The 15,965-nt window shown below is 41.0% G+C and carries 14 protein-coding genes and 1 pseudogene; 6 read left to right on the forward strand and 9 right to left on the reverse strand.

Annotated elements, in window-relative coordinates:
• Positions 1-111 precede the first annotated feature (111 nt).
• Positions 112-1,086, forward strand: coding sequence for a diguanylate cyclase (locus V7K40_RS17570; protein WP_334961813.1), 975 nt, complete (start codon positions 112-114; stop codon positions 1,084-1,086).
• 171 nt (positions 1,087-1,257) lie between these two features.
• Here the strand turns inward: V7K40_RS17570 and V7K40_RS17575 are convergent, their stop codons facing one another.
• The gene (locus V7K40_RS17575) at positions 1,258-1,518 is read right to left on the reverse strand and encodes a hypothetical protein (RefSeq protein WP_334961815.1); all 261 of its coding nucleotides are present in this window, start codon (positions 1,516-1,518) and stop codon (positions 1,258-1,260) included.
• A gap of 271 nt (positions 1,519-1,789) precedes the next feature.
• Between V7K40_RS17575 and V7K40_RS17580 the strand changes: the two genes are divergently transcribed.
• The 3 genes from V7K40_RS17580 (at position 1,790) to V7K40_RS17590 (ending at position 5,248) form a co-directional block, all read left to right on the forward strand.
• Positions 1,790-2,392 (forward strand): DUF3318 domain-containing protein, encoded by a 603-nt coding sequence (locus V7K40_RS17580; RefSeq protein WP_334961817.1) that lies wholly within the window; start codon positions 1,790-1,792, stop codon positions 2,390-2,392.
• 712 nt (positions 2,393-3,104) lie between these two features.
• Positions 3,105-4,649 carry a hypothetical protein gene (locus V7K40_RS17585; RefSeq protein WP_334961819.1) on the forward strand — a complete coding sequence of 515 codons (1,545 nt, stop codon included), beginning with the start codon at positions 3,105-3,107 and terminating at the stop codon, positions 4,647-4,649.
• A 407-nt stretch (positions 4,650-5,056) separates the two neighbouring features.
• Entirely contained in the window at positions 5,057-5,248 is a 192-nt protein-coding gene (locus tag V7K40_RS17590) for a hypothetical protein (protein WP_334961821.1), read from the forward strand.
• Positions 5,249-5,604: 356 nt separating this feature from the next.
• On the opposite strand, the gene V7K40_RS17595 is transcribed toward V7K40_RS17590, so the two are convergent.
• Together V7K40_RS17595 and V7K40_RS17600 are read right to left on the reverse strand one after the other, a co-directional pair.
• Positions 5,605-6,012 carry a hypothetical protein gene (locus V7K40_RS17595; RefSeq protein ID WP_334961823.1) on the reverse strand — a complete coding sequence of 136 codons (408 nt, stop codon included), beginning with the start codon at positions 6,010-6,012 and terminating at the stop codon, positions 5,605-5,607.
• A gap of 357 nt (positions 6,013-6,369) precedes the next feature.
• Positions 6,370-6,561, reverse strand: a pseudogene (locus tag V7K40_RS17600) (Uma2 family endonuclease); the annotation flags it as partial.
• Positions 6,562-6,748: 187 nt separating this feature from the next.
• Here V7K40_RS17600 and V7K40_RS17605 point away from each other — a divergent pair.
• Entirely contained in the window at positions 6,749-8,494 is a 1,746-nt protein-coding gene (locus V7K40_RS17605) for an AIPR family protein (RefSeq protein ID WP_334961825.1), read from the forward strand.
• Between the two features lie 73 nt (positions 8,495-8,567).
• On the opposite strand, the gene V7K40_RS17610 is transcribed toward V7K40_RS17605, so the two are convergent.
• The 5 genes from V7K40_RS17610 to acpP all read right to left on the reverse strand — a co-directional run bounded on the left by V7K40_RS17610 (position 8,568) and on the right by acpP (position 13,672).
• Positions 8,568-8,978: a type II toxin-antitoxin system VapC family toxin gene (locus V7K40_RS17610; RefSeq protein ID WP_334961827.1), complete on the reverse strand. Its 411-nt coding sequence runs from the start codon at positions 8,976-8,978 to the stop codon at positions 8,568-8,570.
• Positions 8,979-8,983: 5 nt separating this feature from the next.
• Entirely contained in the window at positions 8,984-9,277 is a 294-nt protein-coding gene (locus V7K40_RS17615) for a hypothetical protein (RefSeq protein WP_334961829.1), read from the reverse strand.
• A gap of 123 nt (positions 9,278-9,400) precedes the next feature.
• Complete coding sequence (tkt, locus tag V7K40_RS17620) at positions 9,401-11,428, reverse strand: transketolase (protein WP_334961831.1); 2,028 nt, start codon at positions 11,426-11,428, stop codon at positions 9,401-9,403.
• Positions 11,429-11,680: 252 nt separating this feature from the next.
• On the reverse strand, positions 11,681-12,931 hold the full coding sequence (gene fabF, locus V7K40_RS17625) for a beta-ketoacyl-ACP synthase II (protein WP_334961833.1): 1,251 nt from the start codon (positions 12,929-12,931) through the stop codon (positions 11,681-11,683).
• Positions 12,932-13,417: 486 nt separating this feature from the next.
• The gene (gene acpP / locus V7K40_RS17630) at positions 13,418-13,672 is read right to left on the reverse strand and encodes an acyl carrier protein (protein WP_273768562.1); all 255 of its coding nucleotides are present in this window, start codon (positions 13,670-13,672) and stop codon (positions 13,418-13,420) included.
• 828 nt (positions 13,673-14,500) lie between these two features.
• Here acpP and V7K40_RS17635 point away from each other — a divergent pair.
• Positions 14,501-15,406 (forward strand): CoB--CoM heterodisulfide reductase iron-sulfur subunit B family protein, encoded by a 906-nt coding sequence (locus tag V7K40_RS17635; protein ID WP_334961835.1) that lies wholly within the window; start codon positions 14,501-14,503, stop codon positions 15,404-15,406.
• On the opposite strand, the gene V7K40_RS17640 is transcribed toward V7K40_RS17635, so the two are convergent.
• Positions 15,395-15,601: a hypothetical protein gene (locus tag V7K40_RS17640; protein WP_334961837.1), complete on the reverse strand. Its 207-nt coding sequence runs from the start codon at positions 15,599-15,601 to the stop codon at positions 15,395-15,397. The two genes, V7K40_RS17635 and V7K40_RS17640, sit on opposite strands and share 12 nt — an antisense overlap.
• Positions 15,602-15,965: the final 364 nt, after the last annotated feature.

Below are 15,965 nucleotides of genomic sequence, written 5' to 3' on the forward strand. Positions count from 1 at the left end.
GCTAGAGGAGAAAGAGGTAACTAGAGCACACAGCGTATTAAATTTAACTCCAATCCTAGTGCTTAATTTTTCGTTATACAATTATAAATTTCCCCGCCGACTTACTTAATTATGCTTTTAGATGAGACGATTGGGCAGTTAGACAATCTCCGTCCTTATTCGGAAACATTTAATGCTTGGGTAGCATCCGGTTATCAGGATGAGTCATGTTTACTGCAAGGGCAGGCATTGGAAGAGGTCTTAGACTGGGCGCAAGGCAAAAGCTTAAGCAATTTGGACTATCAATTTTTGGTAGCCAGCCAACAACTAGAGCGTCGCCAACTTCAGCAAAAACTAGAAGCGAAGAATGAAGAATTGCAGCGATTAATTACTATAGCTACTATTGATTTCTTAACTCAAGTTGCTAATCGCCGGCGATTTGAAGAGTATCTTGATATTGAGTGGCGGCGCATGGCACGCGAAAAACAGCCCCTCTCCTTGATCCTTGTTGATGTAGATTTTTTTAAATCCTACAACGATACCTATGGTCATCAAGCAGGCGATCATTGTCTTAAGGAAATTGCTAGAGTCATCTTCAATATTATTCAACGTCCTGCTGATTTAGTTGCCCGTTATGGTGGGGAAGAATTTGCTGTAATTTTGTCTAACACAAACACATTTGGTGCTGCTCACATTGCACAAAGAATTTGCTTCGGTGTGCGGAAACTGGTAATTCCCCATCAAAAATCACAAGTTAGTTCTTATGTAACCTTGAGTGCTGGGTTAGCCACAGTAATTCCTATATCTAACTCTAGCTTTCAAGAAATAATTGCGGCGGCGGATAAAGCATTGTATCAAGCAAAGGCAGCAGGACGTGATCGCTTTGTGTACAGTACTGAGCAAACTAGAAATTTAGAAGAAAAGCAGATTGCTTCTCTAGCAAAGCTGTTCGTCCGTGATGAGTTCTTGACAGAGTCATTATGGCTGTCTAAACAGAAATTGCAGCAGACTATGAAGAAAAACCAAGAGCTGATAAAGCAAGTCCAACAGGCTATGGAGAAAAACCAACAGATTAGGGAGAAAAGCCAGCAGCTTATGGGGGCTTAATCAACAGTAATATATAGTCAGTGAAACAATTACACCAGAACACATTGCTTCCCTTAATTCTTACGACTTTATTCTCGAAGCTTTATTTAGCGCAGCTTCATAAAGAATTGGTATTAGATTTCGTTCCTCAAGCAAGCAGGTAGAGTTTTATAAGTTATTTAATCCACTTTCCTATGTGGGATTATAATCTGGCTGATTAGATATATCTTTTGGGGGGCGATCATTACTCCAAGCCCACCATACAGAACCACAGTGACAATAGTAGAACTCTTGCCATTTGCGACGACGGTCTTCTGTAAGTACAGGCGATCGCCGATTTAGCCAAACTTTTTCAGCTTCTCGGCTACTTGAGTGGCAGCTAGGACAGCAAAACTCATAAGCATGTATTGCCTTATTCGTCCATTCAGGCGGGAGGGTAGCAAAAACGTCCATGTATTTACAAGTATAGTCTCAATAATTATCCAAAACTTTGAGGTTTTTAACTTGGGGGCAAACCGATACCATAAAATCCCGCTACACTATCAAACTGCTTAATCAATATTTTTATGGCTTTGTCTGGTCTATTCACAAATCGCAATTTGTAGAGGTTTTCAACAATAGAACAGCTATTTTTAAAGACTGCTAAAGTATGTCACAAATAAAAGGTTAACACGAATAGTAACTATTTTAGTTACCATGCACATTATGGCTAATAATTAAATTTATGGAGCCAAATGTTGAAATTCGCCGTTTGTTAGATGTGATGCCTGCTTCTGGTCGAATGACGACAAAAGTCGTTAGTAAGCCAGAGCAGGCAAAAGTCATTGACGCCTCCTTTCCCCAACCCTGGAATCAGGAGCGACCGATATATATTAATTTTGATTTGTGGCGTCGCTTGACAAAGCCGCAACGAGACTTGCTGCTGTTGCAGATGGTTAGCTGGTTGACGGGGGTGAAGTGGTTTAAAGCCGACATTTATCAAGGTGTGGTGCTGGCGGGGCTGTTAGGCGGATTCTTGGAAGCAGCACAGTCAGATGTGGTGGGTGTAGCCGTAGCTGGGGGATTAAGTGCGATCGCCGCTTTTCGGATCTGGCGTACTAACAAATCTCAAGAGTCAGAGTTAAATGCCGATACAGCAGCAATTCGGATAGCACAGCGGCGCGGTTATTCAGAAGTTGAAGCAGCGCAGCATCTGTTATCTGGAATTGAAGCGGTAGCCAAAATTGAAGGGCGTTCTGGTTTAAATTTTACTGAGTTGATTCGTTGCCAAAACTTACGAGCGATCGCAGGTTTGTCACCAGTGGGTATGCCAGAAAGATATAAGTAGAAATCAGGATGTGGTCACTGAGCGGCTGGTGAGCGCAGTCGAACCATGCCGTACCCCTACGGGGAAGCAAGCTACGCGCAGCGTCTCGTAGAGAAGTGCAGAAAGTAAAAGCTGCTCAATGAGGTGATTTCACTGGTTGACATTTTACGTTTAATTATCTCTACCTACTTAACAAGTAGAAATAAACGTCTTTCCGAACCAAGGTCAACCGACTGTATATAGCAGTCCTAAATGATTTATGAAATTCTCTGTTTCTTTTCTTCTCTTTTCTACGAGACGCTTCGCCTTCACGTAGTGTCTGGTTGAGAAGATGACTTCTCTACCAGACCAGAGGCGTTAGCGGTAGCCTGCGGTAAGCCCTCCGGGTGACGCTCCTACGGACGCTCGTTCCGACGCTCCTACGTCACTAACGCTACGCTATCGCTACCGCTTCGCTAACGCTACCGCTGCGCTAACAGTAGTCGCTCATGGGGAGCCACTGCGGTCTTGGGGTCTCCCCAAGTGAAGCAAGTGGCGTGGAAACCCCTACAGCCCTTCCTTAACGGGACGCCTTGCGGCGAACGGGCATCCTACGGCAGGCGCTAGCCTCTCACGAATGGGAGAAGACCGCGCTGCTTCACCGCTACGCGTCTACGATAGTTTTCACAACTCATTTAGGATTGCTATATTGCTATATAACTTTGATCCAAATAAATTTCATTTTTAACTAACAATGTTAAACGAAAAAATTATCAAATATACTTCAAGATTACCTTTTCATTCTCCTTGGTTTATTATCATTATTTTTTCGGTTTTCGGTTTAATAGGTATTCTCAACCATTCGATGTGGCGAGATGAAGTAAATCCCTGGCTTATTGTCAGAGATAGTGAATCTTTAGGGGATTTAGTTGCAAATATCCATTATGAAGGTCATCCTATTTTATGGTATTTTTCTTTGGCACTTCTAAGAAAAATAGTGGATAATCCTATTATTATGCAAATTTTTCATTTGGCAATTACTGTTGTTTCAGTTACTGTTTTTTGCCTATATAGCCCTTTTAACTATCAACAAAAGTTTCTGTTTTCCTTTGGTTTCTTTCCTTTTTATGAATATCTTTTATTTTCTCGAAACTATGCCTTTAGTATGTTGTTTATTTTTGCTTTTTGTACAACTTTTTCATCGAGAAAAATAACTTATGCTTATTTGGCCATTTTATTGGGTTTACTGGCAAATAGTAGTGCTTATGGTTTGTTCGTATCATTTTCTTTATTATTGACTTTGCTAGCTGAATTCAGTTTTGATAGTGAACATCGCCAGCAGTATTTTAGTCAAAGCCAAAAATACGACTTATTTTTAAGTATTTTAATTATCATATTTTCTTTTCTTTTATCCATTTATATTATTACTCCTCCAACAGATAGTTATCTTTATGGTGGGTTAAATAATGGTTGGATAATACAATTAGATGTCCGTCACTTATTGAAAACTATAGGTAGAATATTTGGTAGTTATTTATTAATTATTCCTCACCACAAAAGATGGCTGGATTTAATTGTTTGTACGATAATTACTCTCTTCATTGTAATTTTAACCTTGATTAAACTATCTAAAAAGCCAATTCCTTTATTTTTCTACATTATAGGAAATTGTGTAATATTTGCCTTTACATACTTTAAATTTATCGGTATGCCTCGGCATTTTGGACATTTCTATTTAGTACTGATAGCGGCTTTATGGTTGGAAAGTTATTATCAAAACTCTAGAGTTTTACTCAATAAGTTTTCTGTTCGTCCAAATTCAATTGCATTTGTTCAAAAATGGCATCATATCGCTTTAATGCTAATTCTTTATGTCCAGTTTTTAGGAGGTATTTATAGTTTTTCAAGAGATTTAGTTGTACCATTTTCTGCCAGTCGCGAAACATCTCAATATATTCAAAAAGCTGGGTTAAATAATGAGTTTATTGTTGCCAGTCAAGATGCAAGTATGGCTCCTTTATCGGGTTATCTCAATCGAAAGTTTTACTATCCTGAGCTTCAAAAAATGGGAAGCTTTACCCTATTTAAAAAAGGTCGTCAAAATGTTGAACAAGTTGAGATATTAAGCCAAATTAATTCTTTACTCAAAAATCACGATGACCAAAAGAAAATTTTGCTGATTTTAAATAAAAAACTGAATGTCAACCGGAATGACTTGAAGATTGTTCCAATCAAAGATTTTCACAGAGGCTGGGTGGATAGTGAACGATATTATCTTTATTGGGTAGATGAAGCATAAAGATAATGCGCCACAGAATTTTGAAATTCTTAGGCAGATTGCAGTAATCGATAGCAAAAGATATTTTATTAAAGCTACAGCAAGGAACTAATCCTGCTCTGTTGGGCATTTTACAGCCCTGTTCTTTCTTAGAAACTATAGGCTTAATTGTTATACAAGCAACATGTATCGCCAAAAAACCCCAGAAATAAAACTTTTACATCCTTTTACCTAGCTTGCCACCACTGATAACTAGCTGCAACGCGTGAGGCTAATTTACACTGGAATAAGAGAATGTATGTTTAACTGACTTAGGTGTCAGAGAGTGAGGAGTTTTGTCATACTTTCTCGGTGTTGATTATGAAGTGCTTACCTCGTGTGGTAAAACTTAACTTAAATTCTGTCAGTTACTAACGGAGTTGATGGGAATGGGTAACTTTATTTTGTTTGTTTTGATAGTAGTTTACGGAGGCGGCGTTTGGAAGTTTTGGAATGGGTTTGGGCGGACTAATTTTAATCCGACTCTGACCAATCGCATTGGTTTAGCTTTGCTATGGCCAGCTTTGTTTATTACAAATCAATCCTATCGTCGAAACTTTAGAAAGGCGTTGAAGGGCTAGAGTTTACTATTAAGTCTAACGTCATCCGGGGAGCATCCCACTTTTTTGTATGTCATTGCGAACGAAACGAAGTCAACAGAAGCAATCGCAAAATCCTCCAACTAAGAGTGAGTCCATGCGATTGCTTGTCTGCGACACGCTCTTGCGTTCGTCGTTCCTCGTCGCAAAATAAAAATTGGGATGTATCCGTCATCCGTTATTGACGGTGGCATATATCTCAATATAAATCTAACCCCCCAACCTCCCTTCCCTACTAAGGAAGAGAGGTTGGGTTTGCTCCTTTTAACAAGGAGAGGAATTAGGGAGGGATAAGTTCGTTAACGGTTGGAAAGTATTTCAGCTGATGAATTTAGGAATTATTTGTGATTGGTTAATAGATGGATTGCTCCACCTACAGCTGCACCATCAATAGCATTGCCAACGGTATGTCTACCATCACCAGTAACTGCGCCAGTCAATGCGCTAGCCCCTGCACCGACTCCGACATCTTGACCAAGGTTTCGATTACGATTATTATGGCGATGGCTTCTCAGACCATTTGCACCATTGACAGCTGCACCAGTTACACCACCTTTGGCAGCATTGCCTAATACACTACCATGTCCCCTAACAGCTCCTGTTACTACATTGGTAACAGCCCCGATACCTACATCTCTTAGTACTTGGTCATCAGCAGCAGCTGGTTTTGCTGGAACTAGGGTGACACCAGCTAAACTTGCAGCCATGAGGCTGGGTAGAAGTGTGCGCTTGAGGATATTATTCATTATGTTACCTTCTCAAAACATCAAACAATTGGCTAAAAACCAAAATTACTAGAGTCGGATAAAATCTGAATTTTTTTATCTGAACAACAGCAACTATTTATTGTTCGAGTACATATATATAATCGCATTCGCAAAGTCATAACTGCATCCACTGAAAGCATGAATATAGATTCAGTCTAGAGAAGGCCTTGCTGATTTCTTAAGCAATGCCGGGGATTACATATTGACAAAATAAATAAAATATGCATCATATATTTCTCGGGATGAAAGTTTTGTTTTTTCATTACTAGCAAGGGATTTCTAATGATCAACCGCATAGTGTTTACCCTATCTATCTAAAGATAGTTGCCAAAATAATTAAATTAACTCATCCGGGTTAATATTTAATTCTCTTAGTTTAGCAGCCAAGCGTTCCGCTCGTGCTTCTGCTTGCTGCGATCGCTCCCATCCTGTTTGTAGCAAATTACCCTGATTATCCCACCAGCGTAGCCAGGGTAATTCTAGATTCTGATAGCGGCCTTGCCAAATTTCCAATTCTACGCCTAATGGTGTTTATGCTGAGGTCATGAAAACCTCCTAAATGTGGGGTGTTAATGTGTAATATGGCATTTTTTGTAGTTGGTTATGACCTTTTCAATGCAATCATATCCAAATTATGTTACAAATAGTACACTCAACTATTGAGAACTCAAGCTAATCCGGCTAGGTGAAGTGGAATTTTTTGGAGGTAGGACAAATGGCAACTAACGATAGCATAGTTCTCGATATTATTCTTAAACAAAAAAAGAGTCAGATTGCTGATTCTCTACCCGATGATGATTATTTTGAAATATTCACCTTTGAGCAAATTTTAAAAAAATATGATCTTTCTTATGAAGAGTTAATCTCTGGAAAAATCGGAGGAAGTGATGATGGAGGAATTGATGGATTTTTCACATTTATTAATGGGGAAATTCTTGATAAGAATACTAGCTTGGATGAGTTCAAAAGATATCCATCTATTGAATTGTTTTTGATTCAATCTAAGCGTTCACCTTCATTTTCAGAAACTGCTGTTGAACACGTAATTAGATCAGCAATGAACATCTTTGATTTAGAAAAAGATATATCTATTCTTCAAAAAAATTACAATGTGGAACTTACTGATGAGATTTCCTCTTTTAGAGAAGCTTATCTTAAATTAATCTCAATACATCCTAGTTTAAAAATTAATTATATATATGCTAGTAAAGGTGATACAAAAAATATTCATAGAAAAGTATATAATAGCGCAGATAATCTTAAAGAAATAATTCAGAGTTATTTTAGAGGAGCTATAGTCAATACACAATTTATTGGCGCACGCGAATTAATAGATGCTTCCCGACTAGAGAAAAATTATAACTTAAGGCTTAAATTTATAGAGAATTATATTTCAACTAGCGAAGATAATTATATTGTACTAGCCACGTTAAAAGATTACTATGATTTTGTAACAGACGAAAATAGCGAATTGAGACAATATATATTTACTTTTAATGTACGGGACTACCAGGGGAATGTAGAAGTAAATAAAGATATTCACAAGACACTTGAATCAGATACTAAACTAGACTTTTGGTGGCTTAATAATGGTATAACTGTCCTTTCATCTAAAGCTACCGTTGCTGGTAAAATTATTAGCCTTGATGATGTACAAGTTGTTAATGGGCTACAAACAACGAATACAATTTATAATTATCTTAAAAATAGCTCTGGTGATAATCAAAAAGATCATCATAGGGCAATTTTAATAAGAATTATAGCAACGAATGATACAGAATCTATAAATCGCATTATTAAAGCAACCAATTTTCAGACTCCTATACCACCCGCCTCATTGAAAGCAACTGATCCAATTCAATCAGATATAGAAAATTATTTTTTAAGTAAGGGTTGGTATTATGATCGCCGTAAAAACTACTATAAAAACATGGGCAAGCCGATTGACAGAATTATTAGCATTCCTTATTTAGCTCAATCAGTAATGGCAATTGTTCTTCGTGAACCTAATATTTCAAGGTCTAGACCATCTTCAATTATAAAAACAGATAGTGACTATAAACGTGTGTTTAAGGAAAAGTCCAACCTTGAAGTGTATATGTTTTGTGTGGAAGTGATGAAGCAGGTAGAATTATTGATACGCTGCACAGTTTCTGAGAAAACAAAACAAGACAATGATACTTTCTGGAGGCATACTTCGCCACTTCGCATTCTAAGTTTTCATCTGGCAATGCTTTTTATTGTTAAGTTGCTTTGCAAAAATGATTACAATACTACAGATGTAGAGAAAATATTACAAGTTGAATTAAAACCTAAAGTTATTAGTCAAACACTAATTGAACTAATTGAGTTGACAGATAAATACGTAAATTCTCATCCTTCATTATCAATCAATACAATTGTAAAACAAAAAGAGTTCGTTGCATATTTACTAGAAAACGTGAATTTATCTACTATTTAGATTATGTAATTAAGAAACTCCTTATTAATCTTCCATTTCTCAGACTGATCGCTTTTTGCACACAACTGTCAACTCAAGATTCTGTTCTTGCCCAATTCTCTAAATTAATTCCCTGAACTCTCAGCAAATCAGAATCGTTAGAAACCAAAATTAAACCGCGTGTAATTGCTGTAGCTGCTATCAATATATCTTGTTCTTGTATCTTCAAACCCCTACGTTGTAAATCTACATGGATTTTGCAGGCTCTCTCAATAATTTCTATATCATCCAAGAATAAAACTTCATATTTTTGAGAAAAATGATTAAATTCTGCTAGCTGCCTCATAGCATTTGCATACAAAAGCCCTCTTTTAACTTCATAATAAGTTATGCAACTAATAAACACTTCTTGTCCCGAACGATTAGCATCCCGTAGTTTTCTGCCAACAGTTGCATTTCTCCTCAAAATGTAACTAACAATATTTGTATCTAATAAATAAGTCACTTAATCTATTTTCGTTTTACTGCTTCATCGTACATTTTGATTTGCTCTGGGGTTAAATCATTTAACGTACCAGAAACCGCTTCTAAGACAAGAATCTTATCAATTCTGCGTGTCAGTTCATGCTCGGTAATAGCTCTCATTTCTTTTTGTGACAACTGCCCAAAGAGTTCTACCAACATTTCTATCATTTCCTGTTGGTTTAACTTAACTTGATATAAGCTATTACCTTTAATGAGCTTTTCAACGATTGGTGATATGCGGTTACTCAGTTCTTGATGATAATTAGCAACTTCTGGCATAATTCCCTCCATTAATCAAATAATTACCCTAATTATAAACAATCTCCCTCAACGCTCCTCTGCGTAAAAAAAAAGGTGGACAAGATGCCCACCTCACAAAATTTCGAGAATATTCTGTTGCTATTAACCCAACAATTGTTTAGCCTTAGCGAACACATTATCAACACTAAAGCCAAACTTCTCTAAACAAACATTGCCTGGAGCCGAAGCACCAAAGCGATCAATACTAACGCAATCGCCTTCAGTACCTACGTACTTGTGCCAACCGAAACTGCTAGCAGCTTCTACAGACAAACGCTTGGTGACAGCTTTCGGCAAAACGGACTCTTTATAAGCCGCATCCTGTGCTTCAAACAGTTCCCATGAAGGTAGCGAGACAACACGGGCTTTCTTACCTTCAGCCGTGAGTTTTTCGGCTGCGCTGACGGCGAGGCTCAATTCTGAACCAGTGCCAATCAAAATGATATCAGGTGTACCTTCGCTATCCACCACGGTGTATCCACCCTTCGCCATGCCCTCAACCGATGTACCTGCCAAGTTCGGGACATTTTGACGGGTGAATGCCAACAGGGTAGGAGCATTTTCCTTCGCCTTCTCGATCGCTATTTTATAAGCGCCAGAGGTTTCGTTACCGTCTGCGGGACGAAACACAGTTAAATTAGGAATAGCTCGCAAGGAAGCCAGAGTTTCAATCGGTTGGTGTGTGGGGCCATCTTCACCTTGTCCAATGGAATCGTGGGTCATCACCCAAATCACGCCAGCTTGGGAAAGGGCGGATAAGCGGATGGCAGCACGCATATAGTCTGTGAAGATCAAGAAGGTAGCACCGTAGGGAATTAATCCCGAAGCGTGCAGCGCTATCCCATTGCAGATTGCGCCCATAGCATGTTCCCGTACCCCAAAGTGAATGTTGGGGTTTTCGTAGTGCCCTTTTTGAAAGTCGCCTTTGCCCTTGACTTCGGTAAGGTTGGAGTGGGTTAAGTCAGCCGAACCACCAATCAATTCAGGTAAAACCCCTGCTAGTTTGTTGAGGCAATTTTCTGAGTGTTTGCGGGTGGGCAGTCCTTTGTCTTCTGGGGTGTAGGTGGGTAGTACTTTATCCCAACCGTCAGGTAGTTTGCTGCTTATGTAGCGTTCAAAGTCAGCTGCTTCTTGAGCATACTTAGCTTTGTAGTCTGCAAAAGTCTTGTTCCATTCGTCTTCGTAACCTGCGCCACGTTCTACTGCTTTGCGCGTGTGGTTGAGAGCTTCTTCGGGTACTACGAAAGGCTCGTATTCCCAACCCAAATTTTTCCGAGTCAATTCTATTTCGTCTCCGCCAAGGGCAGCACCGTGAACACCAGCGGTGTTTGCTTTATTGGGGGAACCGTAACCAATAATGGTTGTTACCTTGATGAAAGAAGGCTTATCAGTAACAGCTTTGGCTGCTTCAATTGCTTTGGCGATCGCATCTAGGTCAGTGTTGCCGTCCTCAACGTGTTGGACGTGCCAGCCGTAAGCTTCAAAGCGCTTAGAAACATCTTCGGTGAATGCCACATCTGTGGAACCGTCGATGGAGATGTGGTTGTCGTCGTACAGAGCGATGAGTTTGCCTAATCCCAAGTGCCCCGCAAAAGAACAAGCTTCACCAGAAATTCCTTCCATGTTGCAACCGTCACCCAAAATTACGTAGGTGTAATGGTCAACAATCTTAGTATCGGGTTTGTTAAATTTAGCCGCAAGGTGCGCTTCGGCGATCGCTAAACCAACTCCATTGGCAATTCCTTGACCTAGTGGCCCGGTGGTGACTTCCACGCCTGGAGTCATGAAGTTTTCGGGGTGTCCAGGCGTTTTTGACTCCCATTGACGGAATTGCTTAATATCTTCAATGCTGACGCTATCGTAGCCTGTCAGGAACAGCAGGGCGTACTGCAACATCGAGCCATGACCAGCAGACAAGACAAAGCGATCGCGATTAAACCATTTGGGATTCTTGGGATTAAACTTCATAAAGCGATCCCAGAGGACAAAAGCCATCGGAGCCGCGCCCATCGGCAGTCCTGGATGTCCTGATTTTGCCTTTTCTACGGCATCAACAGCCAAGAAGCGGATCGAGTTAATACAAAGTTCTTCGACGGAAACTTCTTTGGGGGATTGGGTTGCAACAGTCATAATCTCTTGTTTTTAACGACGGGTTAGCACTCTTCGTAGCTTCTCTTGCTGGGGTTATTTTAGATTCCCCACAGTATCCTCATCATCCCACTCCCGCTTGTCGATGGACAAGCGGGATCTCCTGAGTTTCTGGTGATAAATCAAGCTGATAATTGGGTCATGCTGAACGCTTAAGTTATAGCGGAATGATATCTATCATACTTTTGGCACAGTCATCTCAGGAGAGCCGACCAGCAATAAAATGGGAAATTTTTAGACATATTTCTTAAAGGCCAGTGTGACATTATGACCGCCAAACCCAAAAGAATTGGATATTGCTACCTCAACTTTTTGAGCGCGGCTAGAGTTCGGCACGTAATCTAAGTCACACTCTGGGTCGGGATTTTCCAGATTAATTGTCGGTGGAATTTGGTCATTAGTGATCGCTAGTACTGTTGCCACTGCTTCAATACCTCCAGAACCGCCCAATAAATGACCTGTCATCGATTTGGTGGAGCTAATTGCCACCTTATAGGCATGTTCTCCCAAGGCTTTTTTGATTGCTGAGGTTTCAGTTGAATCATTAGCTGGGGTGCTAGTGCCGTGAGCATTAATATAACTGATCTGTTCGGGAGTTATCCCGGCATCCTTGAGCGCTAATTCTATCGCTCTAGCTGCTCCGAGTCCACCAGGTACGGGGGAGGTGATATGGTAGGCGTCACAGGTCATCCCATAGCCGATCATTTCCGCATAAATGTGAGCGCCGCGACTGATAGCGTGTTGCAGTTCTTCTAAAATTAAAATTCCTGAACCTTCACCCAAGACAAATCCGTTGCGATCGCGGTCAAAGGGACGGCAAGCTTTAGTCGGGTCATCATTGCTAAAAGAGAGTGCCTTGCAGGCGGCAAACCCAGCTATCGACAATGGTGTGACAGCTGACTCCGTTCCCCCGCAAATCATCGCCTGGGCGTATCCCCCTTGAATGAGACGAAAACCATCTCCTATGGCGTTGGAGCCAGCAGCGCAGGCAGTTACAGGACAGGAGTTTGGCCCTTTAGCACCTGTGTGAATTGCCGTTAATCCTGCGGCCATATTGGCGATCATCATCGGGATCATGAATGGACTACAGCGATCGGGGCCACGGTTGAGGTAGATAGTTTGCTGGTCTTCTAATACCTTAATGCCACCAACGCCAGAACCGATCATCACACCTACCTGTTCTGCATTCAGTTCATTGATCACTAACTCCGCGTTAGATAGAGCCTGTTTTGCTGCCGAAACCCCAAATTGAGCAAATCGATCCATGCGCTTGGCCTCTTTGCGCTCCAAGTAATCATGTGGATCGAAGTTTTTCACCTCACCAGCAATGCGGCAATCATGGCGAGACGCATCAAAAAGTGTGATGTAGTCAATGCCATTGCGTCCACTTAATAATCCGTTCCAATATTCTGTTGCTGTGTTACCTATAGGTGTAATCGCGCCAACACCAGTTACAACAACGCGTTTACGTGTATGATCTGTCATGATTCAGTTAAAAATGGCGAAAAAGCAGCAGGCAAAAAATTCGAGACTAGTGACTAGGTACTGGGTAAGCCAGCGTGGTCTTCTCTTAAAGGGAGAGGCTAACGCCTGCCGTAGGATGCCCGTTCGCCGCAAGGCGTCCCGTTAGGGAAGGGCTGTAGGGGTTTCTACGCCACTTGCTTCTCCTGTTCGACGCTACGTGAACACTTGAGGTGACCCCTTCTCTACGAGACGCTTGCGTTGGCGTAGCCCAAGGTAGAGAAGGCGCTAGCCTCTCACGAATGGGAGAAGACCGCAGTGGCTGACCATGAGCGACTGACGTTAGCGACGTTAGAAGCGTCACCCGTACCCCTACTCAAAAGCTAGCTAGCAAGAGCGACGACCATAGGAGAAGGGTGACTAGGTGCGGGGAAAATCTTCCCAATCCTCAATCTCCATTACCCCTTATCCCCAGAGGGGGCCCCGAGTTCCCCAATCCCCAATCCCTAGTTAAGCTGATGCGGTAACTTTGTTATTGATGTAATCGACTGCGTCTTGAACCGATATAATCTGCTCGGCAGCTTCGTCGGGAATTTCGATATCAAATTCTTCTTCCAAGGCCATCACCAGTTCAACGGTATCTAGAGAATCTGCTCCTAAATCGTCCATAAACTTGGACTGGGGTGTGATTTTGGCAGGATCGTCAACACTCAATTGTTCGGTGACGATTTTCTTGACCTTTTCAAAAAGTTCCGTTTGGCTCATAAATAATAAAAGTCCTTAACCATTTGCTAGGATCTGCTCTTTAGAGGAGACATTGTTTTGAGCATATACATCTTATCGTCAAGCGCGATCGCCCGTATACTGCCAAGGGTTTTTCTGTTAGAAAACCTTTCTTCTAAAAAGAATAGGGTAAGTTTTCTTTTAACACTTGGGTAGGGAAGCGTGCCACACCATCGCCGATACCGTGTAAATGCTTTGCTTATCAATTATTGCTAAATTTTTTTACAATGTCTCGATCAGTATTTACAGCCTTGCTAGCAATAAGGATATGTCGAGCCTGCGGCTTTTAACCTAGACGCTTAAAGGGTCGCTGAACGTCAAACATCAGAACTTCGGTGCTAACAAGGGATGATAAAACAGTTACAGTTATTGTTTAGAGCGATCGTTCTAACCCAAATAATACCTGCTATACAAAACTTGACTAGACTTGTTCAAGGCGAGTTATTCAACTAAAGAAAACTTTAGAGGGTCTGCTTCTTGCTTCAACCAAGCCCAGCGGGTATTGTCACGAACATAAATTAGGGTGTAGCCCAACCGATTTTTTGGCTTTGAGCAATTTTTTTTGAAGCTTTTAGCTATTGTTTTCAGGAAATTTAACCAACCCTGGACTCCCCAAAAGACCTTTTTACAGGCTTGCTAGTTTTGAATCAGCTGTGGTTTACAAACCAGATTTTAAAAGCCCTTGGTTTTCGGTATTAATTTGATCATACAGATACAACTGACAGAATACAAGTTATAGAATTGTTACTTACTTAAACTGCTGAGATTTGAGCAAGTTTGAGCAAATATTTGGCTATTTAGTTTTACTCTATGCTATCTCACACCCTGAAATACGCTTACTTCCCCGGTTGTGTTGCCCAAGGGGCCTGTCGGGAACTTTACCAGTCAACTCAAGCGCTTACCCAAGCCCTGGGAATTGAACTAGTTGAACTTAAAAAAGCTGCTTGCTGCGGTTCTGGCACATTTAAAGAAGATTCCCAACTGCTAGAAGATACAGTCAACGCCAGAAATATTGCCCTAGCAGAAGAATTAAATCTGCCCTTACTTACCCATTGCAGTACTTGTCAAGGTGTTATTGGTCACGTCAACGAACATCTGAAAGAATGCAAGACTTCTGACCCTGCTTACATTGGACAGGTTAATGGCTTGCTGCACAAAGAAGGCTGTTCACCTTATCGCGGCAGTACCGAGGTTAAACATCTCCTTTACGCCTTGGTAACAGATTACGGTTTAGAGGAAATTACCAAACGTGTCACCCGCAAGTTAACTGGATTAAAATGTGCGGCTTTTTATGGCTGCTATCTCCTCCGCGCCCAAAAATCTATGCCCTATGACGACCCTTTCCAACCGGAAGCAATGGAAAATATGTTTCGGGCGGTGGGTGCAACACCAATTTATTACCGAGGCCGGACGCAATGTTGTGGTTGGCCTCTGGCTAGCTATGCCACTACCCAATCTTTCAAGATGGCGGGGATGCATATTCAAGACGCTTTGACTTCTGGTGCTGACTGTATAGTTACGCCTTGTCCACTGTGCCACTTAAATTTAGATTCGCGTCAGCCAGAGGTAGAAAAGGTTATTGAGCAAAAGTTAGGTTTACCAGTGCTGCATTTACCCCAGTTGATTGCTTTAGCACTTGGGGTTAGTCCAAAAGAACTGGGTTTAGAACGCCACGTTGTTTCCACAAAGCCAGTGTTGGAAAAATTAGGATTTTAACTTCTGAACCGGACATTCCGAGTTCAGATGCTCAACTTCCGAGTTCAGATGCTCAACTTCCGAGTTCAGAGGCTCAACTTCCGAGTTCAAAGGCTCAACTTCCGAGTTCAAAGGCTCAACTTCCGAGTTCAAAGGCTCAACTTCCGAGTTCAAAGGCTCAACTTTCGAGTTCAAAGGCTCAACTTCCGAGTTCAAAGGCTCAACTTTCGAGTTCAGAGGCTCAACTTTCGAGTTCAGAGGCTCAACTTCCGAGTTCTAAGCTTGAATGTTGCTGTTTTTGTTTATTTTGTTCAAAAATCAAATCGGATTCCTATAGCTTGTTGCTACTATTCAGTAGTTGAGTTCAAGGCAAAGATTACTGATTTTGCTAAATTAATATGAGAATGTAGGCAATTATCTAAGTTGATGTGTAGGCAATGTTTCCGATGGGCTACGCCTACACACTTTTAATTTCATCCTTCTATCAAATCAAGTGTGAGAAGGCAAAAGTAAAAAGGCAAAATAGAACTTATTAAGTCTTTCTTCTCTTTTTACTTTTATCTTTTAACTTCTAGCTCCT

Origin of the sequence: Nostoc sp., assembly GCF_036917195.1 — a bacterium.
GTDB lineage: Bacteria > Cyanobacteriota > Cyanobacteriia > Cyanobacteriales > Nostocaceae > Nostoc.

Coding starts and splice junctions, on each gene's coding strand:
- V7K40_RS17570 (WP_334961813.1), top strand. CDS start 112: ATGCTTTTAGATGAGACGATTGGGCAGTTAGACAATCTCCGTCCTTAT.
- V7K40_RS17575 (WP_334961815.1), bottom strand. CDS start 1,518: ATGGACGTTTTTGCTACCCTCCCGCCTGAATGGACGAATAAGGCAATA.
- V7K40_RS17580 (WP_334961817.1), top strand. CDS start 1,790: ATGGAGCCAAATGTTGAAATTCGCCGTTTGTTAGATGTGATGCCTGCT.
- V7K40_RS17585 (WP_334961819.1), top strand. CDS start 3,105: ATGTTAAACGAAAAAATTATCAAATATACTTCAAGATTACCTTTTCAT.
- V7K40_RS17590 (WP_334961821.1), top strand. CDS start 5,057: ATGGGTAACTTTATTTTGTTTGTTTTGATAGTAGTTTACGGAGGCGGC.
- V7K40_RS17595 (WP_334961823.1), bottom strand. CDS start 6,012: ATGAATAATATCCTCAAGCGCACACTTCTACCCAGCCTCATGGCTGCA.
- V7K40_RS17605 (WP_334961825.1), top strand. CDS start 6,749: ATGGCAACTAACGATAGCATAGTTCTCGATATTATTCTTAAACAAAAA.
- V7K40_RS17615 (WP_334961829.1), bottom strand. CDS start 9,277: ATGCCAGAAGTTGCTAATTATCATCAAGAACTGAGTAACCGCATATCA.
- tkt (WP_334961831.1), bottom strand. CDS start 11,428: ATGACTGTTGCAACCCAATCCCCCAAAGAAGTTTCCGTCGAAGAACTT.
- fabF (WP_334961833.1), bottom strand. CDS start 12,931: ATGACAGATCATACACGTAAACGCGTTGTTGTAACTGGTGTTGGCGCG.
- acpP (WP_273768562.1), bottom strand. CDS start 13,672: ATGAGCCAAACGGAACTTTTTGAAAAGGTCAAGAAAATCGTCACCGAA.
- V7K40_RS17635 (WP_334961835.1), top strand. CDS start 14,501: ATGCTATCTCACACCCTGAAATACGCTTACTTCCCCGGTTGTGTTGCC.